14 protein-coding genes are annotated in these 19,306 nt (G+C 64.8%); 10 read left to right on the forward strand and 4 right to left on the reverse strand.

Features of this window, described 5'->3' with window-relative positions; genetic code table 11:
- Positions 1 to 40: 40 nt before the first annotated feature.
- On the reverse strand, positions 41 to 3,049 hold the full coding sequence (locus tag KY495_RS17585; RefSeq protein ID WP_229518346.1) for a PAS domain S-box protein: 3,009 nt from the start codon (positions 3,047 to 3,049) through the stop codon (positions 41 to 43).
- A gap of 141 nt (positions 3,050 to 3,190) precedes the next feature.
- On the opposite strand from KY495_RS17585, the gene KY495_RS17590 reads away from it, so the two are divergent.
- The 7 genes from KY495_RS17590 (at position 3,191) to yiaA (ending at position 10,198) form a co-directional block, all read left to right on the forward strand.
- Positions 3,191 to 4,402 (forward strand): winged helix-turn-helix domain-containing protein, encoded by a 1,212-nt coding sequence (locus KY495_RS17590; RefSeq protein ID WP_219880660.1) that lies wholly within the window; start codon positions 3,191 to 3,193, stop codon positions 4,400 to 4,402.
- Entirely contained in the window at positions 4,399 to 5,370 is a 972-nt protein-coding gene (locus tag KY495_RS17595) for a DUF2804 domain-containing protein (RefSeq protein ID WP_219880661.1), read from the forward strand. Before KY495_RS17590 ends, KY495_RS17595 begins: the two co-directional genes overlap by 4 nt.
- Positions 5,371 to 5,539: 169 nt before the next feature.
- Positions 5,540 to 6,133 carry a hypothetical protein gene (locus KY495_RS17600; protein ID WP_219880662.1) on the forward strand — a complete coding sequence of 198 codons (594 nt, stop codon included), beginning with the start codon at positions 5,540 to 5,542 and terminating at the stop codon, positions 6,131 to 6,133.
- Between the two features lie 120 nt (positions 6,134 to 6,253).
- Entirely contained in the window at positions 6,254 to 8,902 is a 2,649-nt protein-coding gene (locus KY495_RS17605; RefSeq protein ID WP_219880663.1) for a DUF349 domain-containing protein, read from the forward strand.
- A complete protein-coding gene (locus tag KY495_RS17610) occupies positions 8,899 to 9,369 on the forward strand; it encodes a molybdenum cofactor biosynthesis protein MoaE (protein WP_219880664.1) in 471 nt (156 codons plus the stop codon). Before KY495_RS17605 ends, KY495_RS17610 begins: the two co-directional genes overlap by 4 nt.
- A complete protein-coding gene (gene crcB / locus KY495_RS17615) occupies positions 9,354 to 9,740 on the forward strand; it encodes a fluoride efflux transporter CrcB (RefSeq protein ID WP_219880665.1) in 387 nt (128 codons plus the stop codon). The genes KY495_RS17610 and crcB overlap by 16 nt, the downstream gene beginning before the upstream one ends.
- 23 nt (positions 9,741 to 9,763) lie before the next feature.
- Entirely contained in the window at positions 9,764 to 10,198 is a 435-nt protein-coding gene (yiaA, locus tag KY495_RS17620; RefSeq protein WP_219880666.1) for an inner membrane protein YiaA, read from the forward strand.
- A 42-nt stretch (positions 10,199 to 10,240) separates the two neighbouring features.
- Here the strand turns inward: yiaA and pepN are convergent, their stop codons facing one another.
- Positions 10,241 to 12,880 (reverse strand): aminopeptidase N, encoded by a 2,640-nt coding sequence (gene pepN, locus KY495_RS17625; RefSeq protein ID WP_219880667.1) that lies wholly within the window; start codon positions 12,878 to 12,880, stop codon positions 10,241 to 10,243.
- A gap of 180 nt (positions 12,881 to 13,060) precedes the next feature.
- On the opposite strand from pepN, the gene clpB reads away from it, so the two are divergent.
- Positions 13,061 to 15,670, forward strand: a complete 2,610-nt coding sequence (gene clpB, locus KY495_RS17630) for an ATP-dependent chaperone ClpB (protein ID WP_219880668.1) — start codon at positions 13,061 to 13,063, stop codon at positions 15,668 to 15,670.
- Positions 15,671 to 15,751: 81 nt separating this feature from the next.
- Here the strand turns inward: clpB and KY495_RS17635 are convergent, their stop codons facing one another.
- Both KY495_RS17635 and KY495_RS17640 read right to left on the reverse strand, forming a co-directional pair.
- Positions 15,752 to 16,723: a diacylglycerol kinase family protein gene (locus KY495_RS17635; protein WP_219880669.1), complete on the reverse strand. Its 972-nt coding sequence runs from the start codon at positions 16,721 to 16,723 to the stop codon at positions 15,752 to 15,754.
- The gene (locus KY495_RS17640; RefSeq protein ID WP_229518347.1) at positions 16,710 to 16,907 is read right to left on the reverse strand and encodes a DUF3606 domain-containing protein; all 198 of its coding nucleotides are present in this window, start codon (positions 16,905 to 16,907) and stop codon (positions 16,710 to 16,712) included. Before KY495_RS17640 ends, KY495_RS17635 begins: the two co-directional genes overlap by 14 nt.
- Positions 16,908 to 17,111: 204 nt before the next feature.
- Here KY495_RS17640 and rraA point away from each other — a divergent pair, with 204 nt between their 5' ends.
- Entirely contained in the window at positions 17,112 to 17,606 is a 495-nt protein-coding gene (gene rraA, locus KY495_RS17645; protein ID WP_219880671.1) for a ribonuclease E activity regulator RraA, read from the forward strand.
- Between the two features lie 242 nt (positions 17,607 to 17,848).
- On the forward strand, positions 17,849 to 19,147 hold the full coding sequence (gene aceA, locus KY495_RS17650) for an isocitrate lyase (RefSeq protein WP_219880672.1): 1,299 nt from the start codon (positions 17,849 to 17,851) through the stop codon (positions 19,145 to 19,147).
- Positions 19,148 to 19,306: the final 159 nt, after the last annotated feature.

Raw genomic sequence — 19,306 nt, forward strand, 5'->3', positions numbered from 1 at the left:
TGGTCGCTTGATGAGGGGATCAGCGTTTACTATAGCGTAGTCAGCTCGCGCTTCGCCAGGTATTGCGTCCGCCATCCTTGGCCTGGTACAGAAGCCGGTCCGCTTCCTTGATCAGGCCATCCGGATCGAAGGCGCCCCTGCAAAAGTAGGTCAGGCCGATGCTGGCCGAGATCGAGACTGTGACGCCGTCAAGTTCGAACGGCGCCTGCATGGCTGCCACGATTTTAGCGGCCAGGTGATCTGCATCTTCGCGCCGGCCAAGGCTTTCCGCGATGACGGTAAATTCGTCGCCGCCCAGGCGCGCGACGCTGTCGCTGGCACGCAGGGCCTGGGCCAGGCGCGCCGAAAAGGCCGTGAGCAGGTCGTCGCCCACCTGGTGGCCGTAGGTATCGTTGACCCGCTTGAAATGGTCGATATCGAGGTACATGAGCGCCATCAGGCTGCCGTCGTCGATACTGGCGCGCATGGCGTCGCCGAGCTTGTGCAGGAAGCCGGCGCGGTTGGCCAGGCCCGTGAGCGGGTCGATCTGGGCCAGCTTGAGCAGGCGCTTTTTTTCCCGCTTTTGCGGCGTGATGTCCTGGCGCATGACGTGAAAGCCGATGACCGTCCGGCCGTCGTCACTGCGCTGCGGGATATAGGTGACCTCCAGCGTGCGTTCAAAGCCTTCCTGGCCGTCCTGTTCCTCGAAGGTGACGGTTTCGCCGGCCAGCGCGCGCTGCAGGTATGGCAGCAGCGCCGCATAGCGCTCCGACCCAATGGTGTCCTGCACGGTCATGCTCAGCACGGCGATGCCGTCGCGCCCGAATTCACGATCGTATGCCCGGTTGTGGAAGCGGTAGACCAGCCCCGCATCGATATAGGCCACCATGGTCGGCAGCGTGTCGGCAATGGTGCGCAGGCGCGCTTCGCTTTCGCGCATCGCCAGTTCAGCGTCGCGCAGCACCGTGATGTCGTCCATGGAGCCGATGAAGCCTTCAATACGCCCGCCAATGCGGATGGCGGCGATCTTGGTCGACACCCAGAGCATGGCGCCATCGGTGCGCCGGCAACGCGTCACGCGCTCGAAGGGCTCCTCGTGGCTGCGCTGGTGTTCAAAGGCCGCGGGCATGTGGGCGCGCTCGTTTTCCACGAACGCCGCCAGCCAGCCCAGGCCCAGCGACTGGTCGCGCGTCAGGCCCGTGATGGTCTGGAAGCGGCGGTTGACGTAGATGCAGTTGCCGCGTACGTCGGTGCGCACGATGCCCATGGGCGAGGCGTTGGTGACGGCGGCGAGGTGGGCTTCGTTGGTGCGCAGATTCTGCTCCTGCTCGCGGCGCACGGTGATGTCTTCGGCGATGCATAAAATGAATTCGACCCGGCCGCCGTCATCGAACAGCGGCACCGAGATGGTTCGCAGATAGCGGGTGCCGCCATCGGGACTGACCAGGGCGCGCTCCGGGTCTTCGTGGACCGTGGGGTTGGCCAGCATGAGCTGGTCGTCGGCGCTGCGGCACAGCGCGAAGTCGGGCGGGAACACGTCGCTGCACTTGCTGCCCACCACGTGCGCGGCGCTGTAGCCGGTGGCCGCTTCGGCGGCCTTGTTCCAGGCCATGATCACTCCGTGGCTGTCGTCGCGCATGCTCCGCACCGCGATCAGCAGCGGCAGGTGGTCCACCAGCGACTGCAGGAAGCTGCGGCTGTTGTGGATGTCGATTTCGGCCAGCTTGCGCGCCGTGATGTCGCGCGAGGTGACGGCCACGCCATCATCGAGCGGTACGATCTGGTGGTGAATCCAGCGCGGCGCATCCTGGTCCAGGCGGATCTGCGCTTCTTCTTCCACCGGCCGCCCGCCCCGGAACACTTCCACATAGCGCTCGAAAAAGCCGGTTTCGCGGTAGCGCGGCAGCAGCTCGAAAGCCCGCTGGCCGATGAGCGCACTGCGCGGCCGCCGGAACAGGGCCGCACCGCGGTCGTTGATGTCGACAATGACGAAGTCTTGCACCGTATCGGCGCCGGGGGGCCAAGCCTGCATGATCAGCACGCCGTCAAAGCTGCCATCGGCGGCGGCGCGCAGCGTGGCCTGTGCCTTGCGCGCAGCCTCGTTGCTGGCCCGAAGCTCAGTACTTTGCCGCATCAGGAGGGCCACGATGGCAGCGATCATGAGGCTGGCCACGCCGGCAACGCCCAGGTACTGGATGCGATGGCGGCGGTAGCGCTCCAGCGCCACGGCGCGCTCGATCCCCACCACCGCCGTCAGGCCATAGCGTGGCACCGGCGCCTGGCTGTACAGGCGCGCCGTGGCGTCCAGGGGCCGCCCGGCCAGCACTTCATCGGAAGAGGCGCCGGCCGCGCGCCGCGGACGAAATCCCAGCGGACCGCTGGAAAACAGGCGCTCGCCAATGCGCCCGGCGCTCAGGAGGCCATCGCGCGTGGTCAGGATCTGCGCCCCGCGCTCGCCCACATCGATGCGGTCGTAGTCGTCAATGAAGAGGTTGGGATCGATGAGCATGACGAGGGCGCCGTCGAACTGGCCGCCGCGCTGGTTCAGGCGGCGCGCCACGCGGATGTTCCAGTGCCCGGTGCCGCTGTCCACGACCACGGCCGAAACCAGCGGCGCGTTGCCGCCGCCCGCCGCCAGCGACTGGAAAAATGCTTCCTGGCCCAGGGGCGCGCGGCCGAAGCCATGCAGCGCATCGGTCACCTCGCCATTGCGGTCAAGTACAGCCATCGGCAGTTCCAGCCGCGCCGGCAGCACCGAATCGAGCAGGCCACCCTGGCGTGCAAAGGCGGCAAGGGGGAAGGCGCCGCCGCTCTCTTCGTGCTTGAGGCTGAACAGCTGGGTGGCATGATCGCTCTGGCGCAGGACGTGGGCCACATGTTCGGACAGCACGCGCGCTAGCTGCTGGCTGTGCGCCACGCCTTCGTTGCGGCTCGCTGCCCGTTCCAGGCGTAGTTGTACCGACACCGCGATCCACATCGCCACCAGCAAGGCCAGGGCGAAAGCGGGCAACAGGGCGACCTGAAGCAGGCGCCGTACGGAGGTGCTGATCGTGCTCGCTGAACCAGTCAAGTGTGCCTTTCGCGGGCGAATCGTGTCGCTTTGATTGTATTCTGGCCGAAAAATAGTTGCCGCGCGCGATATACGTATTAAAAAATTCCGTGGTGGTAACAAAAACAATTGCAAACGGTGTATTGTTGGCAGAATATGAAGATGACTGAACTGACCCTGACGCCAGCGCAGGCGAGGGCGCTGCACCTGGCCGCGCAAGGCATGCTGCAACCGCGGCGCAGCAAGGCGCGCAAGGACGACGTGCTGGCAGCGATCCGGCGCATGGGCGTGCTGCAGATTGACACCATCAGCGTGGTGGCGCGCAGCCCCTATCTAGTGCTGTGGTCGCGCCTGGGCGATTATGAGCCGGCGTGGCTGGACCAGCACCTGGCCGAGGGAAGACTGTTCGAATACTGGGCGCACGAGGCCTGCTTTGTCCCCATCGAAGACTATGGCTTGCTGCGTCACCGCATGCTCGATCCGGCCGCCATGGGCTGGAAGTATTCGGCCAGCTGGATGCGCGAGCGCGCCGCCGAAGTGGCGGCCGTGCTGTCCCATATCCGGACCAGCGGCCCCACGCGCTCGGCGGACCTTGGGCGCAGCAACGGCCAGGCAGGGGGCTGGTGGGACTGGAAGCCGGAAAAGCGCTCGCTTGAAGTGCTGTTTACGTCCGGTGCCCTGATGATCGCCAGGCGTCACAATTTCCAGCGCGTGTATGACCTGGCCGAGCGCGTGCTGCCATCGTGGGACGACAGCCAGCTGCCGTCCATGGAAGATGTGCGGCGCCGGCTCGCTCTGCAGGCGGTGCGCGCGCTGGGTGTAAGCAAGGCCGCCTGGGTGGCTGATTACTACCGCACGCGCAAGCCGCATGCAGACCTGGCGGCCCTGGTGGAGGAAGGCTGCCTGCTGCGCGCGGCGGTGCAGGGCTGGGACGAGCCGGTGTACGTGCACCGCGATCATGCCGACCTGGCGCTGCGGGCCGCCGGCGGCGCGCTCACGCCCACGCTCACCAGTGTGCTGTCGCCTTTCGATCCGATTGTGTGGGACCGGCGCCGGGCCCTCGAACTGTTCAACTTTGATTACCGGCTGGAGTGCTACACCCCGGCCGCCAGGCGCCGCTATGGCTACTTCACGCTGCCCATCCTGCGCCGCGGTGCCCTGGTGGGACGGGTGGACGCCAAGGCGCACCGGCGCCAGGGCATCTTTGACATCATCAGCCTCGAACTGGACGCCGGCGTGCGCGCCAGCGAGCGCCTGGCTGCCGATATCGCCCAGGCACTGGCGCGCTGCGCGCGCTGGCACGGCTGTCCCGAGCTGCGCATCACGCGCACGGTGCCGGCGCTGTTCGGGCCCATGCTGGAGGCCGCGCTGTGAGCCTGCCGGCGGCGCCGCGCGCGCTGGTGGACCGGTATGGCGTGGCCGCTATCGGGCGTTTCACGGGGCTGGCCGACAGCTTCGCGTGGAGCGCGCTGGCGCCGCCGTTTGCGCGCAGCCGTTGGTGGCGGCACTTTCATCACAAGCGCTGGCACTACGTGGCCCTCGCTTGCGAGGACGTGTTTGCGGCGGTGGCCATCGTCGACCTGGGCTGGACCAGTACCGCCTTTGCCTATGCTTTTGACCGGCGCCGGCGGCGCATGCTGGCCTCGTTCTCGCGCGACGGCCTGCCCGGCATGGGCGCGCGGGTGGCCGCCAACGCTTCCGGCAGCAGCAGCTTTGCTTCTGCGCGCTGCCGCATCCGGGTGGAGTGCGGCGCCCTGTCACTGCGCTGTGGCGGCTTTGACATCGATGCGCGCTGGGAGGTGGGGGCGCCATTCCTGCTCGCCAGCGGAGCGGTGGCGGGCGGATCGCTGCACGCCACCCAGAAATCGGGCGGCATGGCGCTGCGTGGCACCTTGCGCGCAGGCGGCACGGTGGCCAGTCTCGACGGTGGCGTTGCCAGCATTGACTATTCAAGCGGCCTGCTGGCCCGCGACACCCAATGGCTGTGGGCCAGCGCCCACGGCAAGGGGGTGGGCTTTAACCTGCAGGCAGGGTATTTTGGCGACCAGGAAAACGCCCTGTGGCTCGATGGCCACATTATTGCCCTTGATGCTGCTCAATTTACCTACGATGCCGCACGCCCCATGGAACCCTGGCACATCGCCACGCACGATGGCTTGCTCGACCTGCGTTTCACGCCCGAAGGCATGCGCGCCGACCGGCGCAACCTGATGGTGGCCGCCAGCCGCTACGTGCAGCCGATTGGCACGTTCAGCGGCACCGTGCGGGCCAGCCGGGCCAGCAGCGCGGTGGAAGTCAGGGAATTGCTTGGAGTTACCGAAGACCACGTTTCGCGATGGTGATGGCTTGCGATATATCAAACCGGTGCTGTCGGCGCTCTTTACACTAGCTGTTCCGGGTTGATGAAAAAGTTCATAAAGAACAACACCAAACCCGTTGTACAACAATAATCCCGGCCTGGCCCGTATTAGCAACGGCGCCGGCGCATGAGGCACTTTCTGAGGAGAGAGAATGTTAACGGCGACATATACCCTGGTGGCACTTTCGGTCGAGCAAGCAAAAGTCCGGAGCAGTCTTCAATCCCTGCAACAACTACTTGAGACAAATTTCATCCACCAGAGTTCCCTGACGCCGGGCCAGGTCAGCTACGCATGCGATGCAGTCAAGCGCCTGTACGAAAGCTGTCACTGGCGCAAGCTCGACATGTTCCTCATCCCCGCCATCCGCAAGGCCACCAGCGGCGCTGACGAACTGCTGGGCACGCTTGACCAGCTGGGCCATGCGGCGGCCGAGGCCGTCGGTGTGCTGGCCATTCGCCTGGGGTCGGTCGCCATCGATACTGCCGCCAGGGTCGCCCAGTTCTGCGACGCAGTGGACGCGTTCTGCAGTGCCACGCTCAGGCGCCTGGACATCGAGGAAAACAGCCTGTTCCCGGTGGCGCGGGCCGTCATTTCTGGCGAAGCATGGTTTTCCATTGCCAACCAAATGCTGGCGCACGACGCCTACGTGCAGGAGTCGCGGCCCATCAAGCCGGTGCGGCTGTTTGCCGAACCCCCGGCCGAGGCGGGCCAGTCACACCGGTCCGATGCCCATTTGGTACATTGACAGTATTATTTTTCGCTACTTCCCGCAGTGCCAGCAGCGACGATCTGCAGGGGAGCGGAATAGCTGGTAATGACGCCCGTTCTTGCTATGATGACGGTTTTGAATGATTGATTGCACGTCATGTTCGAATTCCTCTTCAAGCGGCCGGGCGACAAATCTTCCAGCGGTGCCAAGGCCAAGCCGGCAGATCCTGCAGCACCGGGCGCCAACAGCGCGACCCCGGCCAAGACTTCCCCTGCCGCCAGGGCGGGCGATAGCGCCAGGGCGGTCGAGAGCGCCAACGCGGTTGGCGCCGCAAAAGCGGCCGGCGCGGCGGCGCGCGAAGCGCAGGCCCAGCGCATGGCCGGCCTGCGCGGCGACGAGTCCGGCGCGGCCGACTTCATTTTGCAGTGCGACTTTTCCGAGCTGCGTCTGGCGGCAGCAGAACATATTCATTCGCGCGAGCAGCTCGAGCGGGTCTACACCGGCATTCGCAACACCGACCGCCGCGTGGCCAAGCTGATGCAGTCGCGGCTCGATGCCCTGCGCCACCACGATGCTGAACTGCAGCGCGGCCAGGCTTGCATCGACCAGGCGACCCAGCTGGTCAGCGACGACAAACTCACTCCCAACCAGGTAGCCGACCTGGACCGCAAATGGTCCGTGGTCAAGGCGCCGGAACTGGCAGGCGTCTTTGACGAGCTGCGTGCAAGGCTGGGCCAGCGGCTGGAGCGCCAGGTCATGCTGCAGCGGGCCATGATCGACCGCCTGGGACAGGTGCGCAAGCTCGCCGCCAGTGCCCTGAGTGCCGCGGAGATTGCCGCCGAGCTGCAACAGCTGGCCCAGGCCCAGCAGGAAGCGCTGGCAGCGCCCGAACATCCTTCACTGCCGCGCAGCCTTACCAATGAGTTTGCCAACGAGCACGCCCGCGTGGCGGCCATGCTGGCCGACATCGAACAGGGCCAGGCGGCAGCGGCCAGGCGCGAAGCCGTGCTGGCCGAGTGGCAGGCGGCGCCGGCCGGGTCGCTCAATGCCGAACAGATGCACAAGACCTGGCGCCAGCTGCCGGCGGCGCCCGAAGCGCTGGCCGACACGCTGCGCCAGCGATTTGAACAATTGCTCACCACCATACCCGCACCCGCACCTGCCGCGGACGCGCCCGCGCGCACCGAGCCACGCAAGAAGGGACAGGCGCAGGCGCCCGATCCGGCCTTCATCAGCAAGCTCGAAGCGATGGAAGCGGCGCTCCAGCATGGTTCGCTGGGGGCGGCGGCCGACATGGACAAGGCGCTCAAGGACAGCCGCGGCGTGCGCCTGACACCGGCATTGTCGGAGCGGCTGGTGCACGCGCGGGCCGAGCTCAAGCGCCTGTCCGACTGGGCGCGCTGGGGTGGCAATGTGTCGCGCGAAGAATTGATCAAGGCGGTGGAAACGCTGTCCACCCAGGCGCTGTCGATGAGCGAACTGGCCAAGAAAGTGGGCAGCATGCGCGACCGCTGGAAGTCGCTCGATACGCTGAGCGGCGCCGCGCCCAAGACCTTATGGGAACGCTTCGACCAGGCCTGCACGGCCGCCTATGCGCCCGCTGCCGCCCACTTCAAGCACCTGGCCGAGGAGCGCCACAGCAATGCCGCCAAGGCCGAAGCCCTGATCGCGGAAGCGGCCGGCGAGGCCGAGCGCATTGCCGGCAGTGCCACCGTGGACTGGAAGCAGATGGCAGCGACCGTGCAGCGCCTGCGCCTGGCCTGGAGCCACCTGGGCGCGATCGACCGCAAGGACAAGAAGCGCCTGGACCAGGCCTTTGCCGATGCGCTCAATGTGCTGCAGGCACCGCTCGAAGAGCAGCGCAAGGATGAAGTATCCGGGCGCGAGGAAATGATCGCCCAGGTCACGGCGCTCAATCCCCAGGACCGTCATGCCCTCGACACGCTCAAGGCCCTGCAGGAGCGCTGGCAGGAACACGCGCGCGCCGTGCCGCTCGAGCGCAAGACCGAGCAGGCGCTGTGGCAGCGCTTTCGCGCCGCGTGCGATGCCGTCTTCGCCCGGCGCAAGGAACACGCCCACGCGGCCGACGCCGAGCGCCGCGCCCACCAGGAGGCCAAGGAAGCGCTGTGCGCACGGCTCGAGGAAGCCGCCGCCACCGCCACGGCGGCCACCGCCGCCAGGCTGCTGCGCGACGCTGCCGCCGAATGGCACGCCATTGGCCCGGTCCCGCGTGCCAGCGAAGCAAAGGTGGAAAAGCGCTACCAGGCCGCCGTTGCCGCCATCGGCGAGCATGCCGAAGCTGCCAAGCGCGATGCCAGCCGCGCCCAGGCCAGCGCCCTGCGCGACAAGCTGGCGCTGTGCCAGCAGATGGAGGCGCAGCTTGCCGCGCCCGCCGGCAGCGGCAGCGGCAGCGACTGGACTGCGCGCTGGAGCGCGCTGCCGGCGGTGTCAGGCGAGTACGAGCGCGTGCTCAAGACCCGATTCGATGCCGCGCTGGCGGCGCTTGAAGCGCAACCTGAACAACGCCGGGAGTATGCCGCCAGGCTCGAGCAAAACCGCCCGGCGCTGCTGGAGGAAGTGCTGCGCCTGGAGATTGCAGCCGGCATTGACAGTGGCGCCGAGTTCGCGCGCGATCGCCTCAAGCTGCAGGTGCAGTCGCTGCAATCGTCGCTCAAGTCCGGGCAAAAGCCTGACACGGCGGCCACCCGGTTCCTGGAACTGTGCGCGCTGCCGGCGCTGGCCGACGAGCGCACCATCTCGCGCATCGACCACCTGTTTGCGCGCATTGCAAAGGATGGCAAGTGAGCGGCACGAGCACCAGTGTGCGCATCCAGGCAGGGGACTTTGACCTGTCCACGGAGATTGCCGCGCTGCGCCGGCAAGACCCTCGCGTGGGCGCGGTGGTCAGCTTCCTGGGCACGGTGCGCGACATGAACGAGGGCGCATCGGTCGCCTGCCTGGAGCTCGAACACTATCCCGGCATGACGGAGCAGGCCATCGGCGCCATCGTGGCCCAGGCCAGCTGCCGCTGGCCCCTGTTTGCCGCCCGCGTGATCCATCGCGTGGGACCCTTGCACCCCATGGACCAGATTGTGCTGGTGGCCTGCACCAGCGCGCACCGGGGCGATGCGTTTGCGGCCTGCGAATTCATGATCGATTACCTCAAGACGGAGGCTCCGCTGTGGAAAAAGGAGCAGACCCCGCAGGGCGCGCGCTGGGTTGACGCCCGCGTCACCGACGACGCCGCCCTGGCCAAATGGGCCACGCGCTGAGTTTTGCCGCCGTCGGGCTGGGTGCGGCACTCGGTGCATGGCTGCGCTGGGGCCTGGGCCTGTGGCTGGCGGGCATGCACGACAAGGTGCAGCTGGGGACCCTGGTGGCCAACCTGTCCGGGGGCTATCTGGCGGGGCTGGCGCTGGCTTTTTTTGCGGCCACGCCGGCCGTCGCAGCCGAGTGGCGCCTGTTTGCCATTACCGGTTTGCTGGGCGGCCTGACCACGTTTTCCACATTTTCGGGCGAAGCCATGCTGCTGCTGCAGCGCGGCGAGCATGGCTGGGCGCTGGCGCATTCGGCGCTGCACCTGGCCGGATCGATTATTTGTTGTATCGCCGGGTATGCCACCTGGCGCTTGGTATCGTCGTAGTGCACCCACCTCAGGAGAACCGCATGTCCGCACCTATTTCGCCCCGTCCAACCGCAGCCTTTGTCGGCGCGTCCTGGCTGGCCCTTTTCGTTGGCGCCATTACCTACGTCTCCGGCTTGTGGAACGCGCAGATGGCGTTGAACGAAAAAGGCTACTACTTCACGCTGCTCATGTACGGCCTGTTTGCCGCCGTGTCGCTGCAAAAATCGGTACGCGACCGGCTCGAAGGCGTCAAGGTCACCGGCATCTACTTTGGCCTGTGCTGGATTTCGCTGCTGCTGTCGGTGCTGCTGCTGACCATCGGCCTGTGGAACGCGACGCTGGCGCCAAGCGAAAAAGGCTTCTATGCCATGTCCTTCGTCCTTAGCCTGTTTGCCGCGGTCGCCGTGCAAAAGAACGTGCGCGACGTGGCGCTGGCCGACGAGCACAATCCACCGGTTGCCATGAGCAAGGAATAAAAAAAAAGGCGCGCTGCCGTGGCAGTGCGCCTCTTGTTGCGCTTAACGCAGCGTCAGGCTGTTCTTGATGGTCACACAGCGCATGTCGTCCTCGCGCTTTTCGCGCAGCGAGCGGGCGGTAAAGGCCGACAGGTCGCGATACTCGGCAATAGCCTTGTCCAGCCGTGCCACACTGTGCTCCGAACACCCGAGCGGGATCATCGTTTGTGCATAAGAGCGCATGAACACGGGCCCTGCCGCCTTGTCGATGGCCGGCAGGCGCGCCAGGCGCGCGGCGGCGCTGGCCTCGGACAGGGCCTGCTGCTCCGGCATGTACAGGTAGCCCATGGCGGTGCGCAGGCGCGGGAACGGCACCTTGGTGCTGGTGTCGTCGATGGCCGCCAGCCACTCGCCCTTGACGGCGGCATCGGGCCGCACCACGCGCGCGGCCAGGGCTTCGGTCTGGCCCGCGTCGGACTTGTCGCGTGCCAGTTCGGCATCAATCAGGGCCGCGCTGCCGGGATGATCGAAGCGGTTCAGCGTGCGGATCAGGTCCCAGCGCAGGTCCTGGTCCAGCGGCACGCCCGGTATCACGGTGGCGCCTGACAATACGGAAGCCAGTTTGTCCAGCCCCCGCTTGTCTGATGCGACCTGCTCGTACAGGCCCAGCCAGCGGCGCGCAAAGTCCGGCTTGCTGCGATTCGCCTGCACCCCAGTCCAGCTCATTGTTTGCAGCGACGCCAGGGTGGTGGCCACATAGGCGGGATCGGCGTTGGCCGCCCGCAGCAGGTTGACGCCGGCCGAGGTCTTGTTCAGCACGTCGCCCAGCAGCACATAATCGTGCTCGCTGCCGGCGTTGTCGATCACCGTCTGCAGGAAGGCGTTGAGGGGATACTTGCCATCGCGTACGCCGTCCCACAGGCTTTGCCACAGCATGGCGCGCAGCAGCGGGTCGCGCACCGTGCCCAGGTGCTTGCCGGCGGTGGCGAACGAGCGGCCGTCGAGCTGCACTTTCACGAAGCCCCAGTCCTGGTAGTTCGGGTACACCAGGTCCGGGCAGGCCGCGCCCACCATGCCGGGAACGGCGGTGGAGGCGCCCTTGTAGATGACCGGTATATTGCGCGTCAGCTTCATGTTCTTGCCGCGCATGGTGAAGGCGGCCACCTGCACGCGCTGCTCGCGCAGCGTGTCCAGTCCCGGCCGGGCGACGCCCTGGTCGAGCGTGAAGCTGGCCACCTTGCCGCCTTCGCAGCGGTAGTTGGCGGTGAGGGTGTTCACGCCTGCCTGGTACAGCCACTGCTCGGTCCACGGGCCCAGGTCGCGCCCGGCCGTCTTGCCCAGCGTGCCGATAAAGTCTTCCAGCTTCGCGTTCTGGTACTGGTACTTGACCAGGTAGTTATGCACGCCCTTGCGGAACACCTCGTCGCCGAGCAGGTGGCGCAGCTGCTTGAGCGTGGACGCCCCCTTGGAATAGGTGATGGCATCGATATTGTCAAAGGCGTTCGCGCTCGACGGCACCGGCACTTCGATCGGATGGGTGGCCGGACTCTGGTCCTGGTGGTAGCCGGCCTGCTTGTCGTTGATGTAGAACGAGCGCCAGGCGTGCTTGAATTCCGTCGATTCATGCAGGGCGTGGGTGGCCATGAAGGAGGCGAAGCTTTCATTGAGCCACAGGCCGTTCCACCAGTCCATGGTCACCAGGTCGCCAAACCACTGGTGGGCCATCTCGTGCAGGATGACTTCGGCCAGGCTCTCGCGCTGGGCCGCGGTGGTGGCGCCTTTCTGCACGAAGCCGCGCTCGGCGAAGGTGACGGCGGCGGCGTTTTCCATGGCCCCGTACAGGAAGTCCGGGACGATCAGCTGGTCGTATTTTTCAAACTGGTAGGGAATGCCGAAGTACTGGTCAAAAAATACCAGGCCGTTTTTGGTGTACCTGAACCAGTCCGCGGGATTGACCTGCGAGGCCACCGACTGGCGGGCGAACAGGCGCATGGGGTACTTGCCGCTTCCGTCTTCCCATACCTTGTAGGGGCCGGCGTGCAGGGAAAAATTGTAGGAGCTGAGCTGCTTACTGGCCGGGAAGGTCCAGCGCCGGGTGGCGCCCAGGTCTTCAATCTTCGTTTCGCGCGTGGTCGATACCACCGTCCAGTCGCTCGGCGCTACCACCGTGGTGGCGTAGGTGGCCTTGATGTTGGGCTGGTCGAACAGGGCAAACATCTGGCTGGCGGCGGCGGGCTCGAAGTGGCTGTAGGTGTAGACCCGGCCATCGGCGGCATCGACATTGCGGTGCAGGCCCTCGCCATTGGTGCTGTGCAGGCGCGTGTAGCTGACCGACACCGTATTGCGCCCGGCCACCAGGTCCTTTGGCGCGACGGTAATGAACCAGTTGTTGTACTGTGGTGTGACCGGCTTGCCATTGACGGTCAGTGCGGTGATGGTCCCCTTGTTGAGGTCGATCGTGAGCGGCTGATCGGTATCCTTGAGGTCAAAGCTGATGTGGCTGGTAGCGGAGAAAGTTTCCTTTCCGGTCAGCTCGAACGACAGGTCGTAGGCCACGTTCGATACCCGGGCCGCGCGCGCCATGGCGTCGGCCTGGCTCAGGTAGGCATTCTCGGCGCGCGGGGCGGCGGCCAGGGCGGCGGGGCCGGCAAACAGGGTGCCGATCACGGCCGCCACTGTCAGGATGCGTGGAAGGTGCTGCATGAAGTCTCCTCGTTTTTGTATTTGCACTGGTAGTTCCATTGATTCATTGCATTGATTCATTGCATTATTCAGAAGATAGTAACACCGCAATTCGCGCTGTGGGACATGCATATATCTTGAAAAACTTTTGGCTGGCCCAATCTTGTTTTCAATTCAAAAACATCATCAGGGAGCACGACCATGCGTCAAGACAAAATGACCACCAAGCTGCAGGAAGCGCTGTCCGATGCGCAAAGCCTGGCGGTGGGCAACGATAACCAGTACATCGAGCCGGTTCACCTGCTGACCGCCTTGCTCAACCAGGACGATGGCGGCGCGCGCTCGCTGCTGCAGCGCTCGGGCGTGAACGTGGGCGGGCTTGCCAGTGCGCTCAAAAGCTCGCTTGAGCGCCTGCCCAAGGTGTCCGGCCATGGCGGCGAGACCCAGGTCAGCCGCGAATTCATGGGCATGCTCAACCTGGCCGACAAGGAAGCGCAAAAGCGCGGCGACCAGTTCGTGTCCAGCGAAATGGTGCTGCTGGCCCTGACCGAAGACAAGTCCGACGCCGGCAAGCTGGCGCGCGAGCAGGGCTTGTCGCGCAAGTCGCTGGAGTCGGCCATCCAGGCCGTGCGCGGCGGCGAGGCGGTGCAGTCGGCCGACGCCGAAGGCCAGCGCGAATCGCTCAAAAAATACACGCTCGACCTGACCGAGCGCGCCCGCATGGGCAAGCTCGATCCCGTCATCGGCCGCGACGACGAGATCCGGCGCGCCATCCAGGTACTGCAGCGCCGCACCAAGAACAATCCCGTGCTGATCGGCGAACCGGGCGTGGGCAAGACCGCCATCGTGGAAGGGCTGGCGCAGCGCATCGTCAATGGCGAAGTGCCCGATTCGCTCAAGGGCAAGCGCGTGCTCTCGCTCGACATGGCGGCCCTGCTGGCCGGCGCCAAGTACCGCGGCGAGTTCGAGGAGCGCCTCAAGGCCGTGCTCAAGGAGCTGGCCCAGGATGAAGGCCAGAGCATCGTCTTCATCGACGAGATGCACACCATGGTGGGCGCCGGCAAGGCTGAGGGCGCCATGGATGCCGGCAACATGCTCAAGCCGGCGCTGGCGCGCGGCGAACTGCATTGCGTGGGCGCGACCACGCTGGACGAATACCGCAAATATATCGAAAAGGATGCGGCGCTCGAACGGCGCTTTCAGAAAATCCTGGTCGACGAGCCCAGCGTGGAGGCGACCATCGCCATCCTGCGCGGCCTGCAGGACAAGTACGAGCTGCACCACCAGGTGGAAATCACCGACCCGGCCATCATCGCCGCGGCCGAGCTGTCGCACCGCTATATCACCGACCGCTTCCTGCCCGACAAGGCGATTGACCTGATCGATGAAGCGGCCTCCAAGATCAAGATCGAAATCGACTCCAAGCCGGAGGTGATGGACCGCCTGGAGCGGCGCATCATCCAGCTCAAGATCGAGAAGGAAGCGGTCAAGAAGGAAAAGGATGAATCCTCGCTGCGCCGCCTGGACCTGATCGATGAAGAGATTGCGCGCCTGGAGCGCGAGTACAACGACTTCGAGGAAGTGCTCAAGGCCGAAAAGGCGATGGTGCAGGGGACCAGCCATATCAAGGAAGAGATCGAACGGGTGCGCCTGCAGATGGACGAGGCGACCCGCAGCAGCAACTGGCAAAAGGTGTCCGAGCTCCAGTACGGCAAGCTGCCCGAACTCGAAGCGCAGCTAAAGAGCGCCGAAGCCGACACCGCGCGCCAGGGCGACACCAAGATGAAGCTGCTGCGCACCCAGGTGGGCGCCGAAGAAATTGCCGAAGTGGTCTCACGCGCCACCGGCATTCCTGTTTCGCGCATGATGCAGGGCGAGCGTGACAAGCTGCTGCACATCGAAGAAAAGCTGCATGAGCGCGTGGTGGGCCAGGACGAAGCCATTGTGGCCGTGGCCGACGCCATCCGCCGTTCGCGCGCCGGCCTGTCGGACCCCAACCGCCCGTATGGTTCCTTCATGTTCCTGGGGCCGACCGGCGTGGGCAAGACGGAGCTGTGCAAGGCGCTGGCCAACTTCCTGTTCGATACCGAGGAACACATGATCCGCATCGACATGAGCGAATTCATGGAAAAGCATTCGGTGGCAAGGCTGATCGGCGCGCCGCCCGGTTATGTGGGCTACGACGAGGGCGGCTACCTGACCGAGGCAGTACGGCGCAAGCCCTACAGCGTGATCCTGCTCGATGAAATCGAGAAGGCGCATCCGGACGTGTTCAACGTGCTGCTGCAGGTACTCGATGACGGCCGCATGACCGATGGGCAGGGACGCACGGTGGACTTCAAGAATACCGTGATCGTCATGACCTCCAATCTTGGCTCGCACAAGATCCAGTCGATGGACAGCGATGACCCGGGCGTGGTCAAGCTGGCCGTCATGGCGGAGGTGCGCTCGCATTTCCGGCCCGAGTTCATCAACCGCATCGATGAAATCGTCGTGTTCCATGCGCTCGACGACAAGAACATTGGCTCGATCGCCAAGATCCAGCTCAAGCACCTGGAGCAGCGCCTGGCCAAGATGGACATGACGCTCGACGTGTCGCCGGAAGCACTGCAAAAGATCGCCGAAGCGGGCTACGATCCGGTGTATGGCGCGCGCCCGCTCAAGCGCGCGATCCAGCAGCAGATCGAAAATCCGCTGTCCAAGCTGATCCTGTCCGGCCAGTTCGGTCCCAAGGACCAGATTCCGGTGCGCGTGAAGGATGGCCACCTGGTGTTTGGCGATACGGCCGCTGTGGAACTGGAAAAGGCGTAAAACGACATGGGGAGCACCAGGCTCCCCATTTTTTTTTGTCTGCACGCCCGGGCGCGCAGGTGCTCATGATGCTCGCTTGGCTCAGGCCGCGGCCTGCTCCTCGGTCATCACGCTGTCGGGCTTCATCAACAGGAGCTGGTCCTTCAGGACACTGAACCTGAGCGGCGTATCTAACTGGCGGATCTCGCCGTCGGTGGCGACCTTGATTTTCTTGCGCGTACCGTACAGCGTACGCTGCTTGACAGTGAGCGTTTCAAAACTGAATGCCACCAGGTTGCGGGCGCCACCGAGCTTGCCGATGGCGCCGCGCAGCATCAAGCCCATCATGCCGAGCCGTCCGACCGACCGTGGCGCTATGGCGGCCAGCTTGCCGTCTTCCAGCGCTGACGACAGCGGTTCGATGCCCAGCCGTTCCATTTGAAAGCTGTTGTTGCCCACGAACAGCACCGCAGTGCGCATGGTGCGCGTCTTGCCGCCTTCGTCCAGGCCAATGCGCAGGTACTGCGTGCGCCCGAGGGCAGTCTTGAGCATGGACAGCAGGGCCACCACCCGGCTGCGGCCAAACTGCTTGGTGTCTGCCTCGCGTTCCTCGATGATCTGGGGATACAGGCCGATGCTGGCGTTGACCAGAAAAATCCGGTCGTTGACCAGGCCCACCTGTACCGGCTGCAGGCGCGATGCGAGCAGCGCCTGCACTGCCAGTTCCAGGTCTTCCGGAATCCCGTGAGCGCGCCCGAAATAGTTGAATGTTCCCTGCGGCAGCACGCCGAAGGGGCAGCCCGCGTCCACGGCCTTGCCGGCCACGGTATTGATGGTGCCATCGCCGCCGGCAGCCACCAGGATGCCGCCGCTGGCCACGGCTTGCCGGGTCAGCTCGTCTGTAATGGCGTCGAGCCGGGCCGGATCTTCCACCACGCGCAGGGTGAAGGCGCGCCCGGAACGGTTCATCACCTCCTCGATGGTGCTGCGCCGGGCAGCGGCCTCTTCATTGCCCGAGCCGGCGTTCAGGACAATGAAAAACGGGGCCGTCCCCAGATTGTCAGGGAGCTTCATGGTGCAAGGTGGGACCGAGGACCGTGCGCAGGTCGGGGATGCGGGGGCCTACTTGCTCGATGGCAGCTGCAAGCTGTTCCCGGCTGCACTGGAATTGTTGGGTCCAGTAGACCAGTTCTGCCTCGACCAGCATGTTGATGCGGTCGTAATCTTGCGGGTTGGGTTCTAGCACATTGTCTGACACGGTCATTCTCCTGTCGGCGCACGGCGCGCCCATGGGCCGGACAATGCCATGAAAGTGTTGTTTATTCAGTACGCTGTCGCACGCTCGCGGCCCGGAGGGCTGCCCCGCGCTGGCAGGCAACTGCTGCGCTGGTCCAGTGGCGGCCGCTGTGCGGGCGGCCTATCCGCTAGAATCAACGCATCTTCAACCACCGGCCTCACTACCATGACCTTTGCCACGACCGATCTGTGCGACGACCATCCGCAACTGCTGGAAAACGGCTGCCTTGCCGTGCTGCCGCCCGTGTTCCGCCATTTTGGCAAGGCCCGTACCTTTTGCGGCCGCGCCACCACCCTCAAGGTATTTGAAGACAATGCCCTGGTGCGCGCCACGCTGGAGGCGCCCGGCAATGGCAATGTGCTCGTGATCGACGGCGGCGCCAGCATGCGGCGGGCGCTGGTTGGGGGCCAGCTGGGATTGCTGGCCCAGAACAATGGCTGGGCCGGCATCGTCGTCAACGGCTGCGTGCGCGACAGCGATGAACTCGATGCCTGCGAGGTCGGCATTCGTGCCCTGGGCGTCCATCCTCAAAAAAGCAGCAAGAAGGGCGAGGGCGAGCGCAATACCCGGGTGATCATCAGCGGGGTGCCCGTGTGCCCGGGCGACTGGGTGTATGCCGACGCCGATGGGGTGCTCATTGCGCAGCAAAAGCTGGCCTAGGCGGGCGGGTTTTCATCAGGCGGGAAGGGCGTTTCGCATCATGAAAGCGGGTCCGGGGCGGGGCATCTCGCGGCATCTCTTTTGCTGAAACTCCCTTTCGCATCGCGGGAAAGAAAAAATAAGCCATTGATTTGCAAGACAAATAATTTGCTTATGTGTCTTATATAAGAGTCTTGTTGCGTTGCGCAATTGGGCCTATGATTTCTACAACGGCATCCTCAACCAGACACCAGGAGAACACCATGGCAACTCGTGAACAGCAAATCGCAGCCCTGCAGCAAGACTGGGAGACCAATCCCCGCTGGAAAGGCGTCGTGCGCAACTACACGGCAGCCGATGTGGTCAAACTGCGCGGTTCGCTTGTGATCGAGCATACGCTGGCCAGGCGGGGGGCGGACAGGCTGTGGCAGCTGTTGAACAACGAGCCCTTCGTCAACGCCCTGGGCGCCATGACGGGCAACCAGGCCATGCAGCAGGTCAAGGCCGGTCTGAAGGCCATCTACCTGTCGGGCTGGCAGGTGGCGGGCGACGCCAACGTGGCCGGCGAAATGTATCCCGACCAGTCGCTGTACCCGGCCAATTCCGTGCCGCTCGTGGTTCGCCGCATCAACAACACCTTCCAGCGTGCCGACCAGATTCAATGGTCCGAAGGCAAGGGTGACATCGACTTTTTTGCCCCCATCGTGGCCGATGCCGAAGCCGGCTTTGGCGGCGTGCTCAATGCCTACGAGCTGATGAAGGCGATGATCGATGCGGGCGCCGCCGGCGTGCACTTCGAAGACCAGCTGGCATCCGTGAAGAAGTGCGGCCACATGGGCGGCAAGGTGCTGGTGCCCACCCGCGAAGCGGTGGAAAAACTGACCGCAGCGCGCCTGGCGGCCGACGTGATGGGCACGCCAACCCTGGTGATCGCCCGCACCGACGCCGAAGCGGCCGACCTGCTCACCTCCGACGTCGACGCCAACGACCAGCCGTTCTGCACCGGCGAGCGCACCGTGGAAGGCTTCTACAAGGTGCGGCCCGGTCTGGAGCAAGCCATTGCGCGGGCCCTGGCGTACGCCCCCTTTGCCGACCTGGTCTGGTGCGAAACGGGCAAGCCCGACCTGGCTTTTGCCAAGCAGTTTGCCGAGGCCGTACATGCCAAATTCCCCGGCAAGATGCTGGCATACAATTGCTCGCCATCGTTTAACTGGAAGAAGAACCTGGACGACGCCACCATTGCCAAGTTTCAGAAGGAGTTGGGCGCCATGGGTTACAAGTTTCAGTTCATTACCCTGGCTGGCTTCCACGCCCTTAACTACGGGATGTTCAACCTGGCCCACGGCTACGCCAGGCGCCAGATGTCGGCCTTCGTGGAATTGCAGGAAGCCGAATTTGCCGCCGCCGACAGGGGTTTTACGGCCGTCAAGCACCAGCGCGAAGTGGGTACCGGCTATTTCGATGCCGTCACGCAGACCATCCAGCAGCACCAGAGTTCCACCACGGCCCTGCACGGCTCGACGGAAGACGCGCAATTTTTCGATGAGAAGAAAGTGGCGTAAGCACGCGCTCTAGCGTCAATTAGTAGCCGCACCGGTGTTCGCGCCGCTGCGGCTTTTCTTTTGGGCCCAGCCCCAGCCATCCTGCCGACAAGCGTCTTGTGGGCGGTCGACGGCCCCCTCTAATTCCACCAAGAATGTTGTATTTAATCCATAAAAGTT

Source organism: Massilia sp. PAMC28688 (assembly GCF_019443445.1).
Classification (GTDB): domain Bacteria; phylum Pseudomonadota; class Gammaproteobacteria; order Burkholderiales; family Burkholderiaceae_D; genus Telluria_A.